This is a genomic window from Brevibacillus sp. SIMBA_040 (assembly GCF_046535075.1).
GTDB lineage: Bacteria > Bacillota > Bacilli > Brevibacillales > Brevibacillaceae > Brevibacillus.
This window is the reverse complement of the sequence record NZ_JAWRXI010000025.1, coordinates 54,134-75,106: the sequence shown is the minus strand read 5'-3', so window position 1 is coordinate 75,106 and position 20,973 is coordinate 54,134. Positions and strand designations below refer to the sequence as shown.

Below are 20,973 nucleotides of genomic sequence, written 5' to 3'. Positions count from 1 at the left end.
TCATCGGGTGACGATATAACTTGAAAAAATGGGGTGTAAATAGTGATCAGGTACACAGCCAGAAGAATCTATCAGCTTCTCCCTGTCCTGATAGGTGTCTCAATCATAGTGTTTGCCATCATCCACCTGATTCCGGGCGATCCGGCACAGGTGATTTTAGGCGAGCAGGCAAACGCCGAGTCCATTCAAAAATTGAGACAGCAGTTAGGGCTTGATTTGCCATTGTACCAACAATATTTTCATTTCCTTTTGCAGATAGTGCAGGGGGATCTGGGTGTGTCACTCCTGACGCAAAAACCGATTATCGAGGAGATCGTTCCGCATCTGGCGGCAACCGTCGAGCTCACCCTCTTTGCCATGATCTTCGCCGTAGTTGTCGGAGTCAATATTGGAATTGTCTCTGCTTGGAGAAGAAACACATGGCTGGATTACCTCCCCATGATAATTGCGCTAATCGGCGTTTCGATGCCTATTTTCTGGCTGGGACTACTTGAGCAATGGATGTTCGGCTTAAAGCTACAATGGTTACCCGTGCTAGGCCGGGAAAATGCAAGAATGCCCGTGGAGGCAATCACTCACTTTTACTTGCTCGATACACTGTTGCAGGGCAATATCGCGAAGTTTTTGGAGACGATTCGCCACTTGATCCTGCCTGCCATGGCTTTGGGGACCATTCCGATGGCCTATATTGCCAGAATGACGCGCTCGAGCATGCTCGAGGTTCTCAAGCATGACTTTGTTCGTACCGCAAAGGCAAAGGGGCTCCATGAATTTTTTGTCGTGTACAAGCACGCGCTGAAAAACTCATTTGCACCCGTCATGACTGTCATTGGTCTGGAAGTGGGCAGATTGCTCGGTGGAGCTGTATTGACAGAGACGATTTTTGGCTGGCCGGGAGTGGGGCAGTACATTTACAACGCCATCGGCTACCGGGATTATGCGGTGATTCAGTCCGGAATTCTGATCCTTGCCGTGATCTTTATCGTCGTCAATCTGATCGTCGATTTGCTCTACACCTATCTTGATCCCAGAATCCAATATAAATAGCGAGGTGTCACACATGCAAACTGGGCAAGTTGCTATTGAGGCAAATGCGCTTCCTGCTGCCAGGGCAATCAAGCGAACCCCATGGAGAGAAGGGTGGAAAAAGCTGCGCAAGCAAAAGGCAGCGATGATCGGCGGGGGCTTTATTATCGTATTCGTTCTAGTTGGAATACTCGCCCCATACCTTGCTCCGTATGATCCGATTGCCCAAAATCTTTCAAATACCCTAAAGCCTCCATCCGCAGAGCATTGGCTGGGAACGGACGACTCTGGGCGCGATATTTTGTCCCGCATTCTCTACGGTGCGCGAGTCTCCTTGACGATCGGATTCTTCTCGGTCATCGGCTCTCTGATTGTGGGAGCATTACTCGGACTGTTGGCAGGTTTTTTCGGAAACCGGATCGATACGATCATTTCCCGCTTGTTTGATATCATGCTGGCCTTCCCTGGAGTTTTGCTAGCGATTGCGATCGTTGCCATTCTGGGCCCAGGGTTGTTCAATGCCCTTTTGGCCATTGCGATTGTCAATATTCCGATGTACGGACGGCTGATTCGAGCCAAGGTGCTCAGCGTCAAGCAGGAGGAATACATCATGGCAGCCCGAGCCCAAGGGATGTCCACGTGGCGAATTCTCTTCCGCCACGTGCTGCCGAACAGCTGGACCCCTTTGATCGTCCAGGGAACGCTTGGGATCGCCTCCGCTATTCTTGAAGCCGCAGCTCTGGGCTTTTTGGGATTGGGAGCGCAGCCGCCAGAAGCGGAATGGGGGAAAATGCTAGCTGATTCGCGAGACTACATCACCAATGCCCCGTGGGTGGTCATGACACCGGGTCTTGCCATCATGCTAAGTGTGATCGGATTTAATCTGTTCGGAGATGGTCTGCGTGACGCGCTTGACCCGAAAATGAAATAGCTCTTGGAAAAGTCAATCTATCAGCAGGATGGTGAAAGTTGTGAAAATTGGAATTGTCGGACTTGGTAAAATGGGATTTAATTTAGGAAGTAACATGATTCAAAAAGGTCATGCTGTAGCCGGATACGATGTCTCTCGAGAGATGACGGATAAGCTAGAGGAAATAGGCGGGGGTGGCTGTCATTCCCTGGAGGAATTGATGGGGCAGCTTACTACCTCCCCAAGAATCGTTTGGTTGATGGTACCGTCAGGCGAAATGGTCGATAAAGTAATCGCGCGAATCCAGCCTTATCTTTCTAAGGGGGATATTATTATTGATGGCGGCAATTCCTTTTATAAGGATTCCGTCCGCAGAAGCGAGCAGCTTGCACAGCAAGGAATCTACTTTCTGGATATCGGAACAAGCGGTGGTATGGAGGGGGCTCTCAACGGTGTGTGCCTGATGATCGGTGGAGACAAGGCAGCCTTCTCGGCAATCGAGCCGTTAGCTCGTGACATTTCGCAGCCGAACGGTTATTTATATACGGGTTTGCCAGGCTCCGGGCATTTCCTCAAAATGATTCATAACGGAATCGAGTACGGAATGATGCAAGCCATCGGGGAGGGCTTTGAAATCCTGGAAAAAAGCGAATACTCCTATGACTACGAGCAGGTATCCCGGACCTGGAACAATGGCTCTGTCATTCGCTCCTGGCTCATGGAGTTGATGGAAAAGGCTTTTGCCTCAGACGCGAAGCTGTCAGATATTAGAGGAATCATGCATTCGTCCGGCGAAGGTCAATGGACGGCGGAGACAGCGATGGAGCTGCAAGTGGCAGCACCTGTCATCACCATGTCTTTGTTAATGCGTTATCGCTCGTTGCAAGAGGATACATTTCATGGCAAAGTTGTAGCTGCACTACGAAATCAGTTCGGAGGACATACCGTCGAGAAAGTTTGAATCCTGCGATGATGTGTTCAGGGAGGGAATTGAGCACAAATGCAAACTTCTTGGAAAGAAATTCAGGGTTGCTTAGCAAGAATTCATTATATGTATAACGATTTAACAAGCACAGAACTCAATATCGCGAATTTTATCATCCAAAACCCGAAAACAATTATTCAGCTTTCCATCACACAACTAGCTGAGCTGGCGGACTGTGGAGAAGCGACAATTTTCAGGTTTTGCAAGCGCATCGGCTATGAAGGCTACCAGGCGATGAAGATCGCACTTGCGGCTGATCTGGTCACTCCAATCGAGGCCATGCATGAGGAAGTCGAGCCGACAGACAACGTGGCGACCATTGCCCGCAAGGTGTTTACCTTTAATTCGGAGACGTTGCAGGAGACGCTGCGTGTACTAGATGAGCAGTCCCTGCAAGCGGCTGTCGATGCATTTGTGGCAGCGGAGCGAATCGAGTTCTACGGATGCGGCGGCTCCGGACCGATTGCTCTCGATGCCTACCACAAATTTACGCGACTAGGGCTTTCTTGCAATGCGTTGAGTGATTCACATTTACAAATCGTTTCTGCTGGACTATTAAAGCCCGGAAGTGTCGCTGTGGGCATTTCTCATTCGGGGAGCAGCAGGGATATCATTGAAGCGATCCAGGCGGCAAAGGATGCAGGAGCCACGACCATTTGCATCACAGATTACACGATCTCACCGCTGACGAAAATCTCGGATATCGTGCTCTATACCTCATCCAGAGAAACACTGTTTCGCCCTGAGTCCATGTCATGCCGCTTGGCCCAAATCAGCATACTGGATACGCTGTTGATTGGCGTATCGATCCAAAAAGCAGATACGTACTCGGAAAATCTCGGGAAGGTCCGCAAATTGATTGCGCAAAAGCGTTATTAAAAACAGACGTGAGAGGGTAACCATGGGAAATCGGGATGTCTTTATTGGGATTGATATCGGTACGACAAGCACGAAAGGAATCATTGCCAATGCGGCGGGTAGGCTGCTGGCGAATGTACAAATCGCCTATCCGATCTACCAGCCTGAGATTTCGTATGCGGAGCAGGATCCAGATGAAATTGCGAATGCAGTATGGAAAGTGATCAAGCAGCTGCTGTTATCTCCAGATGCCCAAGATAGTAAGCTGGTGGGAATCGGCTTTAGCAGTGCGATGCATAGCGTCATTTTGGTCGATGAAGCCCATCAGCCGCTTACCAGATGCATGATCTGGACCGATAATCGCAGCACGGCTGAGGCCGAAGAAATCAGAAACAATCAGGGGCTGGACATCTACCGGAGAACGGGTACACCGATCCACCCCATGTCTCCATTGACCAAGCTTTGCTGGCTGTCGCGCCATCGTCCCGAGCTGTTGACGCAGGCAAAGAAGATTCTGTCTATTAAAGAATACATACTGTATCAGATGTGCGGCTTGTATGTGGTGGATGTTTCGATTGCTTCGACGACGGGACTCTTCAATTTGTTCGAGATGAAGTGGGATGCGCAGGCGCTGGAGCTCGCCGGCATCTGCCCCGATCAATTGTCTGAGCCGGTTCCAACCACACAAGTCCTCCCTCTCCAGAATGTCCGATTGACCGAGGAGCTGGGCATACCGCTTGGCACTCCCGTCGTCATCGGTGCGAGCGATGGTGTACTGGCAAATCTCGGTTCCGGAGCGATTGAGGAGGATACGGCTGTCATTACGATTGGAACAAGCGGAGCGGTCCGAACGATGTGCAGGTCTCCCCGGACCGATCCGCAAATGCGGGCTTTCTGCTATGCCCTGACCGATCAACACTGGGTGACGGGTGGCCCCATCAACAACGGTGGGATTGCCTTGCAGTGGTTTCGCGACAAGTTTCTGGAAGGGAAGACAGATGGGATCAGCTACGATGAGATGACCGCTGCTGCGGCCAGAGTGAAGGCAGGGGCCGAGGGCTTGTTGTTCCTTCCTTATCTTACTGGTGAACGTGCCCCTTACTGGAATGCGCGGGCGCGGGGACTTTTTTTCGGGGCAGGCCTGCATCACCAGCGTGAACACTTTATTCGGGCTGTTCTTGAAGGGGTTATTTTTAGTGCTTACAGTGTATTTCGTTCACTTTCAAACGACAATAGCGAGATCAAAAAATTGTACGCCACAGGCGGCTTTGTCCAGTCACCTCTGTGGCTGCAGATGACAGCGGATATTTTTGGCATTCCGGTCCATGTTCCCGAATCTCCAGAAAGCGCCTGTTTGGGGGCGGTCATGCTGACCATGCTAGCGACGGGAGCCATCGACTCATTAGAGGATACTTCTGCGATGATACGGATGACGAATGTTTACCACCCGGATCAGGAAAATTTCGGTGTGTATCAAAAGTATCAAGAGCTGTTTGAACAGTTGTACAATTCCGTTGAAAATCATTATGAGACGCTCGCCAACATCGGATGACCTCGTATAAGAAAAGATCACTCAAAAGCCGCCGAATTTGATTCGGGCGGCTTTTGGTCTGTGGACCTTGTAGTTCTCACGCCAGTTTTTTCGGTGCGGCAGCAGGTGCACCGGATTTTTGCTGTTGTCCTGATTTGTCAGATTGGTTGTAGCGGATAAACAAGTAAATGCACGCGATAATGATGAGACCGCCGATGCATTGCGGGAGCAATAAAGTGCTCGTTTCCCAACTCGCCCAGACCATCCCGCTTATTAAGCTCCAGGACATCATTGAAGGAGTAGGCTCCCATTTCTACCATCATTTTGAGCCAGCGGCGACGCGATCCGCTGCATTTCCCTGATCGGGCAGCGCCTGGAATTACTTGCGCAGGAAAAAAGAATAAATTAATTCCTTAAATATCTTCGCGCCATGTTGGCTTGATTTCGTTGGCAGATCAAGCGATCGCTATTGCTCTTTCATAGAGAAGAGCAATGGCCTTTTTGTTGACCCTGACTGGCTTGATTAATATTAGTCGCTGAAGTGTTCTTTTTTAATAGGGGTAAAGCATTTAAGGGAAGCCAGTTTCCTAGCTATTGTACCATTAGCATTTTTTAGTTTACCTACACAAAAATCCTCAAAATTAGTATGATCAAGTTAGATTATTACAGCCAAGTCTAAGAATTGGTTTACAGTACAATGATATGATGATTAAACATTAATTAAATATCTCGATCCATTTAATTAAAACAAATAGTTTTACTATTGATTGAAGTTGATAATAAGATAAGACCTAGAACATTCAGCAACCTTATTTATTGCTAGATAATGAAAAGGAGTTAACTATAGAACAACATGGCTTAATTGATTGAACAAATGTACCAACCCATGTTGTTGGGGAAATGTATGATTGAATCTTTAGATGGAGGACACAGGAATGCTGGTGCTACAAAAAACACAAACGATAGTTCGCTATCAGAATGAATACGGTAAAATTTACTATGGAATTGTTGAGGGTGACGAAATATTACAATTGTCCAGTGATTTTACTGAAATTGTAAGCAATGAACTAAAATATGATGGCGTAAGAGTTAGATATGCTGATGTGAAAATTTTAGAGCCTGTCGTCCCCTCAAAAGTTGTTAACTTCGGCTGGACATATGCCGGACATGCAAAAGAGACTGGGGGACAAGCCAATCTCAAAGAACCATTTTTGTTCTTAAAACCGACATCTTCATTGATTCCAAATGGGGGAGATATCATTCTTCCTTCAAGTGAATTAACTCAGCAGGTGGAAATGGAAGGGGAAGTAGCACTCATTATTGGGAAACGGGGAAAAAACATAAAAGAAGAAGACGCACTAGATTACGTCTTTGGTTGTACTATATTTAATGATGTGACTGCTAGAGATCTAACAAAAACCGATCCCCAGTTCACACGGGGTAAAGGTTTTGATACTTTTGGGCCACTGGGTCCGTGGATTGTGACCGGTATAGATCCATCAAATTTACGAATAGTTACAACTTTAAATGGTAAAGTTGTACAAGATGGTAACACTAATCAGATGTCACTTTCAATTCCCTTTCTTATTAGTTGGATTTCGCAGGTTATGACACTCGAGCCAGGTGATGTATTGGCTACTGGTTCACCGTCTGGTAGTTGTCCAATGACGTCAGGAGATATTGTGACCGTGGAAGTAGAGAATATCGGAAAACTAACCAATTATGTAAAATAGCGGATAAAAATTAACTCAAAATCGTGTGGGAAAACGTGGGGGTTCAAGTCTCTTCACTGGCACCATATTACGAAATAAAGCTCTTGGGATGAATCATTCCTAAGAGTTTTTTTGTTTCTACCGTGTGACAATATATGGAATTTTGATTTCATAGTCTTTTAGTAACTTGAAATTTGAAGAATATGGTATGACAATAGTAGCAGGCAATCAGGAAGTATCCCATTATTTTCACCAAGGAGGAAGAGGAAGTGGGCTGGTTCCGGTGGTGGGGCAAATCACGGAAAAAAGAAAACACACCAGACATCGAGACACAAGATCAGCAGTTGTCATCGATAACCAAGGGAGCAGCTCTACTTACTTTGAGTGAGAAACTGTCGCTTGGCAGTGAAAATGTCGTAGGTGAAGTCGTTCTGGCATTGGATCAACCGGAATTGTATGTGGAGCAATGGGAAGAGCGGTTGGACAACCGTGGAATCCAAGGGCCGATACCGGACTTGGCCTGGATTGCACTCGTAGATGCTTTGGACCAACTAGGGCTTGTGTGGGAAAACGATTGGAAGCAGGACGCGGAGACCATTCTTTTCGCCGTGGGCTCGCTGCTGGATCGTAGAGGATGGTTGCTCCCAGCGGCTGATCGGCAATTAGAGCAAGCGATCAGTCACGACAGTTACACCTTTGACTTATTGGGAGAGCTGCATAAATGGTTGCGCCCTCATGGCATTATATTGGGTCATTTGGACATCAATAGTGACAGTTACGTTCTGATCGTTGTGAAGGAAGACGAGTGTGGAGAAATAGAGCGGCTGGCAGCAACATGCGGATACAGGTTTCATAGTCGCTTTAGCTAGGAGGAAAGGAACTAGAAAAATGCGGAGCCTCGAAAGCATTTTACTGAATAGAACCGATTGTATCACTTATCAGGCGATACCTAGTCGATCCAGTGAAAGGTACAGGCTGGATAGGTGGAAATGCACCTGCGTGAAAAAACGTATTTTGGAGGGAAGCATCAATGACGCCAACAAATGAATGGTTGTCCCAATGGGAACAGAAGCGTGAGAAACTGAAATGTCCTGTAGATTTAAATGATTATTTTTCTTCTACGGAAATAGCAGGCAAGCAGCTAGTGGTGATTGATATCGGTCCTTGCTCAGTTCCTACAGGCCAGATACTCGTTCGGGATCCGCTATGTTATTTGGCAAATAGAGAGGAACAGCCTTACTTCCAAACGGCACCGGCTGGCAGCTATCGCGTGGAAGTCAGTGTCGTGAAACCGGGCGAGGATGGTGACTGTGCCCGATATGCCGCTGTTCGCCTGCGATTTGCTGATGTGCCTGCCGTGAGATTCGAAGAGGCTCTTATCGGCCATGAAGACATATCAAGTCTGGGTGACGAAGAGTTCTTTGGCTTTAATGTCGATGCTGGTCTGGGATGTATTTGCGACAAGCAAGTTCATCAGACTTTTTGCGACTTCGTAGAACAATGGCATAATGAACATCCGGGTGCAAACCTTTATGACGATTATTTTGCTTCTTTGTTTGCAGAAAGCTTCCGGCTGCATCCAGAATATCAACGTAGCGGCGGCGATTGGTTGAACTGGCAGATACCAGGTACAGAATACCATTTGCCGATCTTTCAAAGTGGTTTTGGCGACGGTGCTTACCCGGTTTATTGGGGTTATGACGAAGTGGGGGAGATTTGCCAAATCGTTGTTCAGTTCATTGATATTGCTTTGGCCTACGGCGAAGAGGAAGAAGAAGATTAACACGAAATTCATAGGACTGAATTTTCACCATAAAAAACCGGACATCCCTTTATAGCGATGTAGCGTAAAGGGAGGAGTCCGGCTTTCATAGTGAGCAGCAACGGACTTGATTCCCGTATTCTGCTCTGCATGGAAAAAGTCTTGCTTGGCAGGGCTTCTTTGTATTTTTATTTGCAACCTGAGTGATTTTGCATGTAGCTAATCTTAGAGCTGATTTTTATTTGCAAGATTAATCCCTACAAGATAACTGACGAATTCAAAAATATAGAAGAAAGCATAGACGATATATTCCAAGCAACCATCCCCCCATATTCGTTTGTAGTAAATACGTTCGTTAAAAAAAACGTTTCAAAATGGGGGATGTGAGGACTTATCTACTGATCCCTGTACAAGGAGTTTTATGCAACGCGAAGCATTCTATGTAATTTGTCCAACAGAAATCGGAGTTTGCTTTTTATCTACTTCTTCAAGAATGAATTGCCGCGTATCCGGCGTAACCAATCGCCCTGTTTCCTCCAAGCATTCCCGTACCAGGGCTTGATGAAGAGTCTCTCCCGGTTCCTGTCCGCCACCTGGCAAAAGATAATAAATACCTTCCGCCTCATCTTCATACTTCGAAACGAGGAGTTTCCCGTTATGGATGAGTACGCCCTTAACAGAGTTTCTGATTTTCATGTGTTCACCTCATTTTCGTAGAGGTATTTGTTGTGCCATAAGTTAGGGGTAGCGCATCCCATGACCATTAAATAATTGTTGGATGAAGTTATACACACGGACATGTACATCTGGAAAGACAAAAGCAACCTCATTATTCCTCAGCGGCAGGGAATCTGAAGCTGGTTCGATCCAATATGGGATGGACAATAGGTCCAATGATTCCTTCAGGTAATGTACGTCTCTGTCAGGCACTCTATAGTAAAACGATTTTTCCACGAAACCAGCCCCTTTTCCACATTGTAGCACTAGAACGCGGGACATAAAAACAAGCATCAGAGGGGGAGCTGGACATTCGTAAGTGGGATAAAGCGATGAAAAAAGTACCCTCTCGCGCTCGCGTGATGAGGGTACCGCATCAATCAGATGAAAAGCGTGCCAGAACTCTTTACGGCAATACCGTTATTTTCTGTGCCAAATCCATTCAGTACCTGGTTATGGTGAGCAATGATTTGTTGCGCTTTCAACACAGGACTATCTAATGTGGAATGGCAATCTTCTACGAGTGTGACATCGTATCCAAGTGAAACAGCTCGTCTGCTCGTAGTATCAATACAGTATTCGGTTTGCAAGCCAACTATGACAAGCTGTTTGATTTCTCTTGACGTAAGCTCATCTTGCAGAGTGGTATCCAAAAAGGAATCACATGCAAATTTGCGAATGACTGGCTCATGCTCTAGAGGGGAAATGGTGTGATAGATTTCCCAGGTCGGAGTTCCGATCGCAAACTCACCCTCGGGTTCACAATGCTGAACGTAGAGGACCGGGATATGTAAATCACGGGCTCTGTTTATTAATTTTTCAATACGATCTGCTAATGCATGACCTTGAAACGCATGCTCGATCAGGAATTCTTGAACATCAATGATGAGTAGCGCAGTACTTTTACTCATGAAAAAGCCCCTTCCCATTTATGTACCCACAAGAACAGTATAGACGGAAGAGATGGTGCGAACAAATGAATTCATGAATTTCATTGAATTTTCTACCATTTTGCAAACCCACTTGTTTGAATCACTTCCAGTAGCTCGGCTTCAATGATTGAAGGTAGGGCATCTGATTCAGTAACGTTTACAAATGTTGGGTTTATGGATTGCAGATAAGGAGAAGCATTCGATTGTTCTACTTTAAAAAGCTGATTAGGTGTGTTGGGAATCAAGATATGCTTTTTTAACTCTTCATCGTAGTCACCGTTCAAAAATAGAAGGTACTCACCTCGTTGTAAAGCTTGATACTCGGGAGCTACTATATTAACCATGTCATTTCCTTCTCCCAAATTAACGCCCACGAGGCGATGGATTTCGAGCGTTTTCCCTTCCGAAATTTCCTGAGCAGTCTGATTTCTATATAGCTTATCTACCTGAATGTCATATACATAAAATACGATTTTACCCATTGATTGTACGCGAAAATCTTCAGATATGCGCCCTTTGATAATTACATTTGAGTCTCTCACCATTTCATCGAGAGAAGAGAAGGTTTTGGACAGGGTGGGGCCTTGCGAGCTCGTACGGGCCTGCTCTTTTTTGCTTGCAAGAGAGTAACTAATGCCAACCAGGACTGCTGCAAGTATAACGAGAGTGATTATTTTTCTCATGCAGAGCACTTCCTTTATGTAATCGATATGAAATAGGAATCAATCTTTTGGTGAAAAGATTACCGTACGACTGAATTTACTTGAAAAAAAGGGCTGGGCGTGATTAAATTATCTGATTAAAAGCCTTCCTCTCAATGGAGTGATAGGAACGAGAACGAATTCGAATTGAAAGGGTGGTTGAGGAAAAATGGCTTTGCCAGATAACAACAAGTTCGTGGATATTGCGGCACTTGTCATTGGATCTTTCTTATTCGCAGCAGGTATTAATTTATTTGTTATCCCCCAGCATTTTGGTGAAGGAGGCGTTACCGGGGTAACCATTATTTTGTATTATCTTTTCCAATGGGAGCCTTGGCTGACGAGCCTGTTGATCAATGCCGTCCTTTTATTAATGGGATATCGTTTTTTGGGGAAAGTAACGACCATTTATACGATCATTGTCGTTGGACTTCTTTCTGTCTTTTTACATCTTACAAAAACATGGACGATTTCCTCGAGTGAGCCGACCATCAATGCTATTTTTGGCGGAGTCGTCGTAGGTCTTGGTATTGGACTGATTGTTCGGGTGGGAGGAACCTCGGCAGGAACGGGGATTCTCGCCAAAATTGCAAATAAATATTTGAGTTGGAACGTTAGCTATGCTTTGCTATTTTTTGATTTGATTGTAGTTTTTGCCTCATTATTTATCATTGGTTTTGAGAAGATGATGCTGACAATCCTCATGCTTTTCGTAGCCACCAAAGTAATGGATTTTGTCGTTGAGGGACTGAATCCGAAAAAAGCGATTACGATCGTTTCTCTCAAGCAGGACGAAATCGCTGAACGAATCAGTATCGAGATGAATCGTGGTGTGACTGTACTCACAGGATACGGTTACTATACGAAAGAGCCGAAAGAAATTCTATATACAGTTATTACGAAGCAGGAAGTGCCCACGCTCAAGAAAATCATCCGCAAAACGGACAAGGATGCTTTTGTTACGATTCACGACGCGCGAGATGTTTTCGGAGAAGGTTTCGTAGATATTTCAAAATAGAAAACACGAAACGGCAGACGATCAGCCCTGAACCAGCTATTTATGTTCAGAGCAGCGGCTGCCGTTTTTCATTTAGTCTTTTCCTTTCAAAATAACATGAGGGACTACGCGAATATAGACGAGCTCCCCGATAATCTCAACGAGAGTTTGTGTCACAATAACAGAAGTGGCAAGCAGGCTTGTCTCCGCAGGCAGTGCTAGTGCAAATGGGAGGACCACAAGTGAATTCCGGGTGCCTCCACTAAAGATCAAAGCACGACCTGCTCCGATATCGAGTCTGAAAATACGTGCAAACAGACGTGAAATAAATGGGGTAATGATCATAAAAGCGATATAAACAGGAACCACATAGATGAGCATTTCCATTGAACCAGAGAGCTTGCCAATTTGGGATGCGACGATTATGAACAAAGTAATCGCCATGAATGGTACTGGTATCCAGGCAGAGGCGTCCAGTAGGGCGGAGCCAAGCCGGCCTCTTTTCGCGAGTATTTGTACAACCAATGCTATCGCTAAAGGCAGCACGATGAGTCCCAGGAATGCTTCCAAAAATGGTTCAACATGTACGAGATTAGCTGCTTCTTGCCCCATAAAAAGCCACAAATACAAGGGTAACAGCAGCATTTGTGTGACAAAAAGAAGTGGAGTCGCGACCAGAATGAGTTTTTCGTTCCCACGTCCAAGGGAGGTGAACACAATTACATAATCAATGCATGGTGTAAGTAAAACGAGATAGACTCCCAAAAGAAGTGGTGGATAGTCAGGTAGAAACCTCGTTAAAAGCCAAACCAGAATCGGAATGGCCACGTAGTTAACAGTCAGAAGCGCATAGATGAACCGTCGATTACGTAAAGCTTCTTTTAAATGAAAAAAGGGGATTTGTGAGAACATCCCGTACATCAGGATGCCAAGCACAACAGTTACGGCTTTTTCAAGCGACGAACTAACTTCTGGCCAAAGCAATTCAAATCCGAAGGCAAGGACAAGTGTCACTATATAGTACCAAACCTGATTGTTTTCTAAATGCTCTCTCGAAATCATGACGATTCTCCTTTGATGCTACATGCACGGAATTCCGTTATGATTTTATCAATGTCGTTGGGATCAATCCCTCTTTTGTTTAATAATAGACCATGCGATCATGAAGAGAGACCCGACCAGGCCCACTACACTCATGAAAGTATCATACGGATGGTAGTGATGTGAAAAGACTTGGGCAGTGGAAAGCCCCCATAATAGAGTAGGAAAAGCAAGAAACATGTGCAAGTAGCCATTACGCGTGAATTGAATGTAGGTAACAGTTAGGGCTGTGGACACGAAAAAACATAGTAGGAACACGGTAGTGTCCCCGGGCGTTATGACAACAGGTATATCGCTTGAAAGCAGCGTTTTGCTGGCCCAAAGCATAAGAAACCAAAAGCCTACTATCAACCCAATCACGGTTTTCCGTATTGTTTTTATGTTCATTTCATCCCCTCATGCGTTTGCACATAAAGCTTACTCTTTTGTCTGAAGCTTACTGGCATAATCGAGTATTAGCTCCTTCATTGCCAACGGCTCCAGCCATCGCTGAGGAATCGCTTCGATGCCGTAATGAGCACCTGCTAACTGACCGTATATGGCACCTGTTGTATCCGCATCGTCACCCAGATTTACCGCAAGCAATACCCCTTCCTCGAAGCTTTCCCCGTGATAAAATGCCCACAACGCAGCTTCTAGAGACTTCACAACATACCCGCTGCCTTGTATGTCTGGTGGGTTTAATCGCTTATAAGATCCCTGGGAAATTTCCTCGATCCGAGGCGAAAGAGGCTCCTTGGACCACAAAAACGCAAAAGTCTGCGGGTGTAACAATTCCTCTTTGCTAAGGCCTTTGGCAGCACTTGCAATCATTGCCCCAAAAAGCTTGCAAGCATCTACGCATTCTTTGGCAGCGTGTGTCGTTCTGGAGCTTTGAGCCGACCATTTGACGGCTTCGTTAAGATCGTCTGAAAAAAATAGAGGCACAGGTGCTAGTCGCATGATGGAACCATTGCCTGCAGAGTATGGGTTGTCCGAGCCACTGAACGGTTCGCCAGTTCGTTCAAATGTTTTTAGCGCTTCCGCAGTTGCATTCCCGATGTCAAAGCATTTTCCAATCGAACTCAAATGTCCCGCACGATACCATTTGACATACCGCTCCATCTGATCTATCGGATCAAACTGTTTATGGGTAATCAGACTTTCTGCAAGACATAGGGCCATGGAGGTATCATCCGTCCAACATCCCTTTGGCAAATCGAATACGCCTCCACCTATCATGTCTGTCACCTTATGAAAAGTTCCTGGCTTCTTGAACTCGACAGTTGTGCCGATCGCATCACCGATTGCGAGTCCAATGAGACTTCCTTGGAAACGATTAAGCATAGCTACCTCCTATCATATGATTTCGGTTTGGGCAGCAATTCGCTTGAAAGCGTCAAGCAGCTGTTTTCTCTCTTAGATAATCATACCATTTATTGACCGTTCCATAATCAACACTTGTTCGAATCATGCGAACTCTACGATATAATGTGGGTAGCTTGTTATCATGCTGTTTTGGAGGGGTAATATGCTTACATTTCGAATGGCTACAGCACAAGACGTGGACAAAATTGTGCAACTGCTCGCTGATGATGAATTGGGAAAGACAAGAGAACGCTACGAGAAGCCGCTACCTGAGAGCTATCTCAAAGCATTTGAAGCCATTGATAATGACCCGAATAATGAATTGATTGTAGCCTGTTTGGGTGAGGATATTGTAGGCGTCCAGCAAATCACGTTTACACCTTATCTGACCCACCAAGGAAGCTGGCGAGCAACAATCGAAGGAGTTCGGACAGCATCCACAGAAAGGGGAAAGGGACTCGGGAGCAAGCTGATTCTTTGGGCAGTGGAACGAGCAAAGGAGCGCGGCTGCCATATCGTTCAGCTCACGACCGATAAACAGCGGCCAGACGCACTGCGCTTTTATGAACGTTTGGGTTTTACAGCGACGCATGAAGGGTTAAAAATGAAGCTGTGATTTATATGCCGGAGTTTTTGATGGCAGGAGCCAAGCCGATTTCCTTTAACATTTGTTTGAGCAGCTCTGTTTTCTCGCCGGATATAGTATAAGCGGTATGGGTATTCGAAATGTCCATCAAAGTGGATACTGCTGCATCTGCCTTAATCCAGAGGAAGTAGGTTTGAGTGACGCTTGCTTTCGTCATTACAGTTATCTCGTAATCTGGAGGCACCATATCGACGATCCCCGGAATCTTGGCGGGACGCTGTAGGGTGGAGAGGAACTGCTCATTAGAGAATGAGTCAATAACGACTTTCGGTTTAAAAATGGCGGGTGGCTTTGTTTGCATTTGTGTGATAAGGATCGTCAGGTCAAGAGATGCATGATCATACGCAATTTCAGAAGCTGATTGACGATAGGAGGCAGACGCAAGCGGTTGCCAATAGGCATGAAACAGTAGCAAGCCTCCGAAGCATAGCAAACAGAAAAGATTTGTTTTCAAATGGATAAAAGCCCCCTTTTTAACTGCCTATTTACCAAATTATAACAGAAAATTTTGAAGAGCAAAAAAGGCGGCCGTTTTAGCCGCCTTATCGTTATTTACGTGCAGCCCACGCTTCCACCTCTACTTTAATGGCAGGCTGAGCCAGCGCGGATACGTATGCCAGGGTAGTAGGAGGTGGGGTACCATCGCCACGGAACTCGTTCCAAATGGCTAAAAACTGGGGGCGATCAGGAGCCTCTGTAAACCAGAAATTGATTTTAAGAATGGCGTCGGGTGTTAGTCCTTCACTCTTTAAAATGTTTGCTACGTTGGCCAGTGCGTTTCGAAATTGATCCTCGACCTTGTCCGGAATTGTTCCATCTAGCTCAGCCCCGGTCTGTCCAGCGAGGAAAAGTACCTCCGCATCTCTTGGCAGAATGGAGAGGTGGCTGTAAGCGCCAATCGGAGGAGCTACCGTTTCAGGATTTTTACGAGTTACTTTCATATAATGTCTACCTCCTATTTATGTAATTGGAGGATTATACCATTCGTTCGTTGTTTTCGCAATATTCAGAGCTGACACAGGAGATTCTTCTACAATAGATGCCAGGAATGAGAGGATTTAAAAAGCCCGAACCATCTGTTCGGGCAATCCCGGTACGCCTGTTATTCAGGAGGATAGATATCATTTAAGAATCGTTTTAGCTCTCCGTTTCCATCTAGAGCAAGATGTACAGAATTTTCATAGATTCAAAAGTAACGACGGTTACTGGTTTATCATTGTTATCTCCTAATGTATAGGTGTAGACTTTAGAAAATGTATAATCTTCAGCTTTATCGCCAAGGAGCGTTTCCAAATACGTAAACGCCTGACTTTCTGCTTCAAGTAATACGTATAAATGGTAAAAAAAGTAACTAACGATTCGTTGTTTTACTATTTTTATTTTTTGTACTAAAATAATCGAGAATAGCTTATGCGCGGCAAAAAGTAGGCAAGCATTGTTAAAATAAACGGAATAATATCATGACAAATAGAGGGGCAGTGAATGATGTCAATTTCTATGGATGATCTGGAACTATCCTGCTGGGAATGTGAAGGAAAAGGCGTTATCGAACAGGAAGGAAAGCAGCAAACGGAATGCCCCAAGTGCGAAGGAAAAGGCACCGTGCTAACCGCGCAAGGACAAACCCTGCTGCATTTCATTAAAAAGCACTTATAAAAAATACAAGGCAACAGCTTACATCTGTAAGAGAGGCTGTTGTTTTTGTTTTCAGAAACAATTGATAGAAACAATTTCATTTGCATGTTCTCATGTTGTTCGCATATAATACAGGAACAAACGTTCTGTTTTGGAGGCGAACAACATTGAAAAAAGAACTGCTCCGTGCCATCAAACAGCACCAGCACATTCGAGTCATTTATTTGGGGAGCGATGGTCACACTTCGATTCGGGTGATTCGACCATTGGCGATTGAAGGAGAACGGTTGAAAGCCTACTGTCTGACACGAAAAGGTCCGAGGGTGTTTGCCATTTACAATCTGCTTGCAATTGAGCCGGTGGTGAACGACTATGCTGTCTGATATTGAGCGGAAAGTTCTCCGCGTCATTGCGAACTATTCCGCAGGACGTCGGAGGACTCCTACCATCCATGAGTTATGCACGAAGACAGGGAGGTCGCGTGGGGGAATTATGATGGTATTAGAAGTGCTCGCAAAAGAAAAGTATATCGAGTGGATGCGATCTGCTCCTGATGACATAAACGTATTGGAAGCGTGGGAGAGGAAGCGGTAAGCAGCGGCAGGAACAAATGTATTCGAGTACGAATGCTCCAGGTAAAATCTGGGCATACTGTTTTCATACACTGTTAACAACCTTTTTCAACCCTCGTCCTTGCGAGGGCCTTTTTTATAGGCAGTCACGGACATCGAGCTCTTTGTCCACGACTGCCTATTTGGATTGTTATTCGATCAGTAAGCGTACGCTCTGCGTGCCGATAGAAAAGCTCTCCATCGCTTTTTCCTTCGCGAAAACTACATCAGAAACGAGTACACTTTCTCTCAATACGTGATCAAAACGCACTAAAGCTTCTTGGAGATAGTCGTCGACATCAAGCGAGAGGCGAACGCGTTTTTCGATCGGTAAATCAAGCTTTTTGCGGTAATCCTGAATCACCCGTATGACTTCACGGACGAGTCCTTCCTGCTCAAGCTCCTCTGTGATCGTCGTATTTAATGCTACGTTTAACTGGTAGTCAGAAGCGGAAGCGAAGCCTTTTTTCCCTTGTTTCTCGACAAGTAACTCATCCAGAGTAAGGTGGAAACCCTCTTCATCCATGGAGGCATCCAAAAAGCCGTTTTGTACGACCTGCTTTGCTTCAGCTGCGGGCAGCTCCTTTAAGTAGCTTTGAAGCGGGCCAACCCATTTTCCGTATTTCTTTCCAGCTACCTTCAAATTCAATTTAAGCGTGTAATCGACGAAGCTGCTGTCACTTTGCTCTAGATGGATATTTTTTACGTTGATCTCGTCTTTGATGATGTCCTCAAATCGCTTCAGGTTGAATGCTCGATCCATCGAGACGATCAGCTCGGACAGGGGCTGACGTGTTTTAATTCCTGTTTCATTTCGGATATTACGAGCCAGCTCAACGATTTGACGGGCGGTTTCCATTTCACTTTCCAGGGTAAGGTCGATGGCGTCTTCATTTACAGTCGGGTAATCGGTTAGATGGACGCTTTCCTCGCTGCCGTCCAGATTGCAATAGATGTCATCCGCGATGAGCGGAGCGTATGGAGCAATCATTCGTGCTAAAGTAAGAAGCACTTCATGCAGTGTTTGGTACGCAGACAGCTTATCCGTAGACATGCCACTGCTCCAAAAACGATCACGCGAGCGACGAATGAACCAGTTGCTAAGTTCATCTACAAACACTTCGATATGCTTGGCGGGGTTGAGGAAATCGTAAGACTCAACTCCTTTTAGAACATTTTGCAGCGTCGTGTGTAGCCGAGAAAGAATCCAACGGTCTAATTCGTTTTGCGATACTTGTGGCTGGTGATCCTTCGGTTGAAAGTCATCAATCGTAGCATAAAGTGAGTAGAAGGCATGGGTGTTATGGATGGTATCGATTACCTTATATTTTGCTTCAGCAACGATTTGCTTGGAAAAACGTTTGCTGCTCCATGGTGAGCTGTCAGATAAGAGTGCCCAGCGGAAAGCGTCTGTTCCGAACTCGTCGATGATTTCCCATGGGTCAATCACGTTTCCTTTACTTTTCGACATTTTCAAGCCATTTTCATCTAACACATGACCGGTTGAAATGACGGCTTTATACGGAGATTTTCCGTTATACAGGGTAGATACAGCAAGCAGGCTGAAGAACCATCCGCGAGTTTGGTCGATACCCTCGGAGATCATATCTGCGGGATACTGATCCTGAAATCGATTCTCTTCGTTAAATGGATGATGGTATTGGGCGAATGGCATCGAGCCACTGTCAAACCACACATCAATGACTTCTGGCGTTCGTTCCATTGTGCCGCCACACGTACAACGAAGCTTCACATCGTCTACATACGGCTTATGCAGCTCCAGATTTTCGGCTAATGGCTCTACAGACCTTTCGCGAAGCTGGGCTAAACTGCCAGGTGAATATTCACACCCGCAATCGGTGCAAAGCCAGATATTCAAAGGAGTACCCCAGTAACGGTTCCGACTGATATTCCAATCAACAAGCTCCTCCAAAAACTTTCCAAAGCGACCATCGCGCAGATGGGAAGGGTACCACTCGATCTGCTTGTTGTTTTCGATCAGCTGATCCTTTATAGCAGTCGTTTTGATAAACCAGCTCTCCATCGCATAGTAGAGAAGGGGAGTTTTACACCGCCAGCAAAACGGATAGCTATGCTCATAGCGCTCTTTGGAAAACAGGAGCTGACGATGGGACAAAGCTTTGACGATATCAACGTCGCAATCCTTGACAAAGCGTCCAGCGAAATCGGTTATTTCGTCCGTATATCGACCGGACAAATTGACGACGTTGACAAAATCAAGCTCGTGAAGACGGCATGTGCGGTAATCTTCTTCTCCGTGTGCGGGAGCTGTGTGAACAATTCCTGTACCGCTGGTGTCACTTACGTAGTCTGCATCAACCACGATGTGTCCACGTTTAACCTTTACGTAGCCGAACAGCGGCGTATAAGGGGTTCCAACAAATTCAGACCCTTTATGTGTGGATAAGATCTCATAGTTTTCCTTGAATACTTTTTCAGCAAGATTTTTGGCTACGACGAATATTTCGCCGTTCTGCTTGACACGGACATAGTCGATATCTTTGTTGATGGCCAACGCGACGTTTGCTGGTAGCGTCCATGGCGTTGTCGTCCACGCGAGAAAGATTTCTTCACCGGTTTTGCTTTTGAATTTTACCGTAGCACTCAAATCTTTTACATCTTCATAGCCTTGTGCAACCTCGTGGGAGCTAAGTGTCGTTTGGCAGTCAGGGCAATATGGACTTACGCGGTGGCCTTTGTACAGCAGCTCTTTTTTATGAATTTCGGACAAGATGTGCCACACGCTCTCGATATAGGGATTAGTCAATGTGACATAGGGGTTATCCATATCGGTCCAATAGGCGATGCCTTCTGTCAGTTCACGCCACTGTCTTTCGTATTCGAAGACGCTTGTTTTACACTGCTCCACGAATTTGGCTACACCGTAATTTTCGATCTCTTGCTTGCCGGAGATCCCCAGCTGCTTCTCGACGCCAAGCTCGACAGGGAGACCGTGTGTATCCCAGCCAGCTTTACGAACGACGCGATAACCTGACATCGTTTTGTAGCGCCCGATAAAATCTTTGATTACTCGTCCGAGAACATGTCCGATATGAGGCTTGCCATTTGCGGTAGGGGGACCTTCGTAAAATACGAAATTCGGCTTTCCAACCCGATAATCCATTGATTTTTTAAACGTTTCGTTTTGTTTCCACTGATTTAGGATGCGAAGCTCACGGGTTCTTGCTTTTTCTTTCACATCTACTTTTCTCATTCTATTCATCCTTTCGTTGTCACGAGGAGAAGAGCGCATCAGCAGAAAAAAACAAAAAATCCCGCCCCCTAAGGGACGAGATTTTATCTCGCGATACCACCCTTGTTCCGAGATGATCAAATAACAGGATCTCTCGGCACCTCATACTACGTACCATCATACGCGCCCCTTGTAACGGCGGGAACCCGGGTTAGCTTACTGATCTTTCTTTCAGCTTTCCTTCTCGGAGAGGATTTTCGGCTAAGTCTTGAACGTTGGCTTTCAGCA

At 45.8% G+C, this 20,973-nt stretch carries 21 protein-coding genes and 1 other annotated feature (1 of these 22 running past the window's edge); of the genes, 12 read left to right on the top strand and 9 right to left on the bottom strand.

Going from position 1 to position 20,973, the window contains the following annotated elements; all coding sequences use genetic code 11:
- Window positions 1-42 precede the first annotated feature (42 nt).
- From SB752_RS28825 to SB752_RS28805, 5 genes are read left to right on the top strand one after another with little or no spacing between them, the layout of a single operon-like run.
- Window positions 43-1,047 carry an ABC transporter permease gene (locus SB752_RS28825; protein WP_410718896.1) on the top strand — a complete coding sequence of 335 codons (1,005 nt, stop codon included), beginning with the start codon at window positions 43-45 and terminating at the stop codon, window positions 1,045-1,047.
- Between the two features lie 13 nt (window positions 1,048-1,060).
- Entirely contained in the window at window positions 1,061-1,957 is an 897-nt protein-coding gene (gene nikC, locus SB752_RS28820) for a nickel transporter permease (RefSeq protein ID WP_410718895.1), read from the top strand.
- 40 nt (window positions 1,958-1,997) lie between these two features.
- Window positions 1,998-2,897 (top strand): phosphogluconate dehydrogenase (NAD(+)-dependent, decarboxylating), encoded by a 900-nt coding sequence (gnd, locus tag SB752_RS28815; RefSeq protein ID WP_410718894.1) that lies wholly within the window; start codon window positions 1,998-2,000, stop codon window positions 2,895-2,897.
- 39 nt (window positions 2,898-2,936) lie between these two features.
- Entirely contained in the window at window positions 2,937-3,800 is an 864-nt protein-coding gene (locus SB752_RS28810) for a MurR/RpiR family transcriptional regulator (RefSeq protein ID WP_410718893.1), read from the top strand.
- A 22-nt stretch (window positions 3,801-3,822) separates the two neighbouring features.
- A complete protein-coding gene (locus tag SB752_RS28805; protein ID WP_410718892.1) occupies window positions 3,823-5,331 on the top strand; it encodes a gluconokinase in 1,509 nt (502 codons plus the stop codon).
- 76 nt (window positions 5,332-5,407) lie between these two features.
- Here SB752_RS28805 and SB752_RS28800 read toward each other — a convergent pair whose 3' ends face one another.
- A complete protein-coding gene (locus tag SB752_RS28800) occupies window positions 5,408-5,602 on the bottom strand; it encodes a hypothetical protein (RefSeq protein ID WP_410718891.1) in 195 nt (64 codons plus the stop codon).
- A 643-nt stretch (window positions 5,603-6,245) separates the two neighbouring features.
- Between SB752_RS28800 and SB752_RS28795 the strand changes: the two genes are divergently transcribed.
- From SB752_RS28795 to SB752_RS28785, 3 genes are all read left to right on the top strand, one after another.
- On the top strand, window positions 6,246-7,043 hold the full coding sequence (locus tag SB752_RS28795; RefSeq protein WP_410718890.1) for a fumarylacetoacetate hydrolase family protein: 798 nt from the start codon (window positions 6,246-6,248) through the stop codon (window positions 7,041-7,043).
- A 248-nt stretch (window positions 7,044-7,291) separates the two neighbouring features.
- Window positions 7,292-7,891 carry a DUF6630 family protein gene (locus SB752_RS28790; RefSeq protein WP_410718889.1) on the top strand — a complete coding sequence of 200 codons (600 nt, stop codon included), beginning with the start codon at window positions 7,292-7,294 and terminating at the stop codon, window positions 7,889-7,891.
- A gap of 161 nt (window positions 7,892-8,052) precedes the next feature.
- Window positions 8,053-8,805 carry a DUF4241 domain-containing protein gene (locus SB752_RS28785; RefSeq protein ID WP_410718888.1) on the top strand — a complete coding sequence of 251 codons (753 nt, stop codon included), beginning with the start codon at window positions 8,053-8,055 and terminating at the stop codon, window positions 8,803-8,805.
- Between the two features lie 417 nt (window positions 8,806-9,222).
- On the opposite strand, the gene SB752_RS28780 is transcribed toward SB752_RS28785, so the two are convergent.
- From SB752_RS28780 to SB752_RS28770, 3 genes are all read right to left on the bottom strand, one after another.
- Window positions 9,223-9,480: an NUDIX domain-containing protein gene (locus SB752_RS28780; protein WP_410718887.1), complete on the bottom strand. Its 258-nt coding sequence runs from the start codon at window positions 9,478-9,480 to the stop codon at window positions 9,223-9,225.
- A 401-nt stretch (window positions 9,481-9,881) separates the two neighbouring features.
- Window positions 9,882-10,412 (bottom strand): cysteine hydrolase family protein, encoded by a 531-nt coding sequence (locus SB752_RS28775; protein WP_410718886.1) that lies wholly within the window; start codon window positions 10,410-10,412, stop codon window positions 9,882-9,884.
- 92 nt (window positions 10,413-10,504) lie between these two features.
- Entirely contained in the window at window positions 10,505-11,116 is a 612-nt protein-coding gene (locus SB752_RS28770; protein WP_410718885.1) for a hypothetical protein, read from the bottom strand.
- A 187-nt stretch (window positions 11,117-11,303) separates the two neighbouring features.
- Here SB752_RS28770 and SB752_RS28765 point away from each other — a divergent pair, with 187 nt between their 5' ends.
- Window positions 11,304-12,152, top strand: coding sequence for a YitT family protein (locus SB752_RS28765; protein ID WP_410718884.1), 849 nt, complete (start codon window positions 11,304-11,306; stop codon window positions 12,150-12,152).
- A 72-nt stretch (window positions 12,153-12,224) separates the two neighbouring features.
- Here the strand turns inward: SB752_RS28765 and SB752_RS28760 are convergent, their stop codons facing one another.
- Window positions 12,225-13,193 carry an arsenic resistance protein gene (locus SB752_RS28760; RefSeq protein WP_410718883.1) on the bottom strand — a complete coding sequence of 323 codons (969 nt, stop codon included), beginning with the start codon at window positions 13,191-13,193 and terminating at the stop codon, window positions 12,225-12,227.
- Between the two features lie 456 nt (window positions 13,194-13,649).
- Window positions 13,650-14,558 carry an ADP-ribosylglycohydrolase family protein gene (locus SB752_RS28755; RefSeq protein ID WP_410718882.1) on the bottom strand — a complete coding sequence of 303 codons (909 nt, stop codon included), beginning with the start codon at window positions 14,556-14,558 and terminating at the stop codon, window positions 13,650-13,652.
- 184 nt (window positions 14,559-14,742) lie between these two features.
- Here SB752_RS28755 and SB752_RS28750 point away from each other — a divergent pair, with 184 nt between their 5' ends.
- Window positions 14,743-15,195 carry a GNAT family N-acetyltransferase gene (locus tag SB752_RS28750; protein WP_410718881.1) on the top strand — a complete coding sequence of 151 codons (453 nt, stop codon included), beginning with the start codon at window positions 14,743-14,745 and terminating at the stop codon, window positions 15,193-15,195.
- 1 nt (window position 15,196) lies between these two features.
- Here the strand turns inward: SB752_RS28750 and SB752_RS28745 are convergent, their stop codons facing one another.
- Both SB752_RS28745 and SB752_RS28740 read right to left on the bottom strand, forming a co-directional pair.
- Window positions 15,197-15,679 carry a YhfM domain-containing protein gene (locus SB752_RS28745; RefSeq protein ID WP_410718880.1) on the bottom strand — a complete coding sequence of 161 codons (483 nt, stop codon included), beginning with the start codon at window positions 15,677-15,679 and terminating at the stop codon, window positions 15,197-15,199.
- Window positions 15,680-15,773: 94 nt separating this feature from the next.
- Window positions 15,774-16,166 (bottom strand): RidA family protein, encoded by a 393-nt coding sequence (locus SB752_RS28740; protein WP_410718879.1) that lies wholly within the window; start codon window positions 16,164-16,166, stop codon window positions 15,774-15,776.
- Window positions 16,167-16,710: 544 nt separating this feature from the next.
- Between SB752_RS28740 and SB752_RS28735 the strand changes: the two genes are divergently transcribed.
- Window positions 16,711-16,881 (top strand): tryptophan RNA-binding attenuation protein, encoded by a 171-nt coding sequence (locus tag SB752_RS28735; protein ID WP_410718912.1) that lies wholly within the window; start codon window positions 16,711-16,713, stop codon window positions 16,879-16,881.
- A gap of 146 nt (window positions 16,882-17,027) precedes the next feature.
- Window positions 17,028-17,243 carry a WYL domain-containing protein gene (locus tag SB752_RS28730; RefSeq protein WP_410718878.1) on the top strand — a complete coding sequence of 72 codons (216 nt, stop codon included), beginning with the start codon at window positions 17,028-17,030 and terminating at the stop codon, window positions 17,241-17,243.
- A gap of 379 nt (window positions 17,244-17,622) precedes the next feature.
- Here SB752_RS28730 and ileS read toward each other — a convergent pair whose 3' ends face one another.
- Window positions 17,623-20,706, bottom strand: a complete 3,084-nt coding sequence (gene ileS / locus SB752_RS28725; RefSeq protein ID WP_410718877.1) for an isoleucine--tRNA ligase — start codon at window positions 20,704-20,706, stop codon at window positions 17,623-17,625.
- 68 nt (window positions 20,707-20,774) lie between these two features.
- Window positions 20,775-20,973, bottom strand: a binding site (T-box leader); it runs 59 nt beyond the window's last position.

Excerpts from the sequence above, each read along its gene's own strand:
- ileS (WP_410718877.1), bottom strand. The coding sequence starts at position 20,706 with ATGAGAAAAGTAGATGTGAAAGAAAAAGCAAGAACCCGTGAGCTTCGC.
- SB752_RS28755 (WP_410718882.1), bottom strand. The coding sequence starts at position 14,558 with ATGCTTAATCGTTTCCAAGGAAGTCTCATTGGACTCGCAATCGGTGAT.
- SB752_RS28795 (WP_410718890.1), top strand. The coding sequence starts at position 6,246 with ATGCTGGTGCTACAAAAAACACAAACGATAGTTCGCTATCAGAATGAA.
- nikC (WP_410718895.1), top strand. The coding sequence starts at position 1,061 with ATGCAAACTGGGCAAGTTGCTATTGAGGCAAATGCGCTTCCTGCTGCC.
- SB752_RS28800 (WP_410718891.1), bottom strand. The coding sequence starts at position 5,602 with ATGATGTCCTGGAGCTTAATAAGCGGGATGGTCTGGGCGAGTTGGGAA.
- SB752_RS28805 (WP_410718892.1), top strand. The coding sequence starts at position 3,823 with ATGGGAAATCGGGATGTCTTTATTGGGATTGATATCGGTACGACAAGC.
- SB752_RS28780 (WP_410718887.1), bottom strand. The coding sequence starts at position 9,480 with ATGAAAATCAGAAACTCTGTTAAGGGCGTACTCATCCATAACGGGAAA.
- SB752_RS28760 (WP_410718883.1), bottom strand. The coding sequence starts at position 13,193 with ATGATTTCGAGAGAGCATTTAGAAAACAATCAGGTTTGGTACTATATA.
- SB752_RS28735 (WP_410718912.1), top strand. The coding sequence starts at position 16,711 with ATGTCAATTTCTATGGATGATCTGGAACTATCCTGCTGGGAATGTGAA.
- SB752_RS28765 (WP_410718884.1), top strand. The coding sequence starts at position 11,304 with ATGGCTTTGCCAGATAACAACAAGTTCGTGGATATTGCGGCACTTGTC.
- SB752_RS28750 (WP_410718881.1), top strand. The coding sequence starts at position 14,743 with ATGCTTACATTTCGAATGGCTACAGCACAAGACGTGGACAAAATTGTG.
- SB752_RS28810 (WP_410718893.1), top strand. The coding sequence starts at position 2,937 with ATGCAAACTTCTTGGAAAGAAATTCAGGGTTGCTTAGCAAGAATTCAT.
- SB752_RS28775 (WP_410718886.1), bottom strand. The coding sequence starts at position 10,412 with ATGAGTAAAAGTACTGCGCTACTCATCATTGATGTTCAAGAATTCCTG.
- SB752_RS28740 (WP_410718879.1), bottom strand. The coding sequence starts at position 16,166 with ATGAAAGTAACTCGTAAAAATCCTGAAACGGTAGCTCCTCCGATTGGC.
- SB752_RS28785 (WP_410718888.1), top strand. The coding sequence starts at position 8,053 with ATGACGCCAACAAATGAATGGTTGTCCCAATGGGAACAGAAGCGTGAG.
- SB752_RS28770 (WP_410718885.1), bottom strand. The coding sequence starts at position 11,116 with ATGAGAAAAATAATCACTCTCGTTATACTTGCAGCAGTCCTGGTTGGC.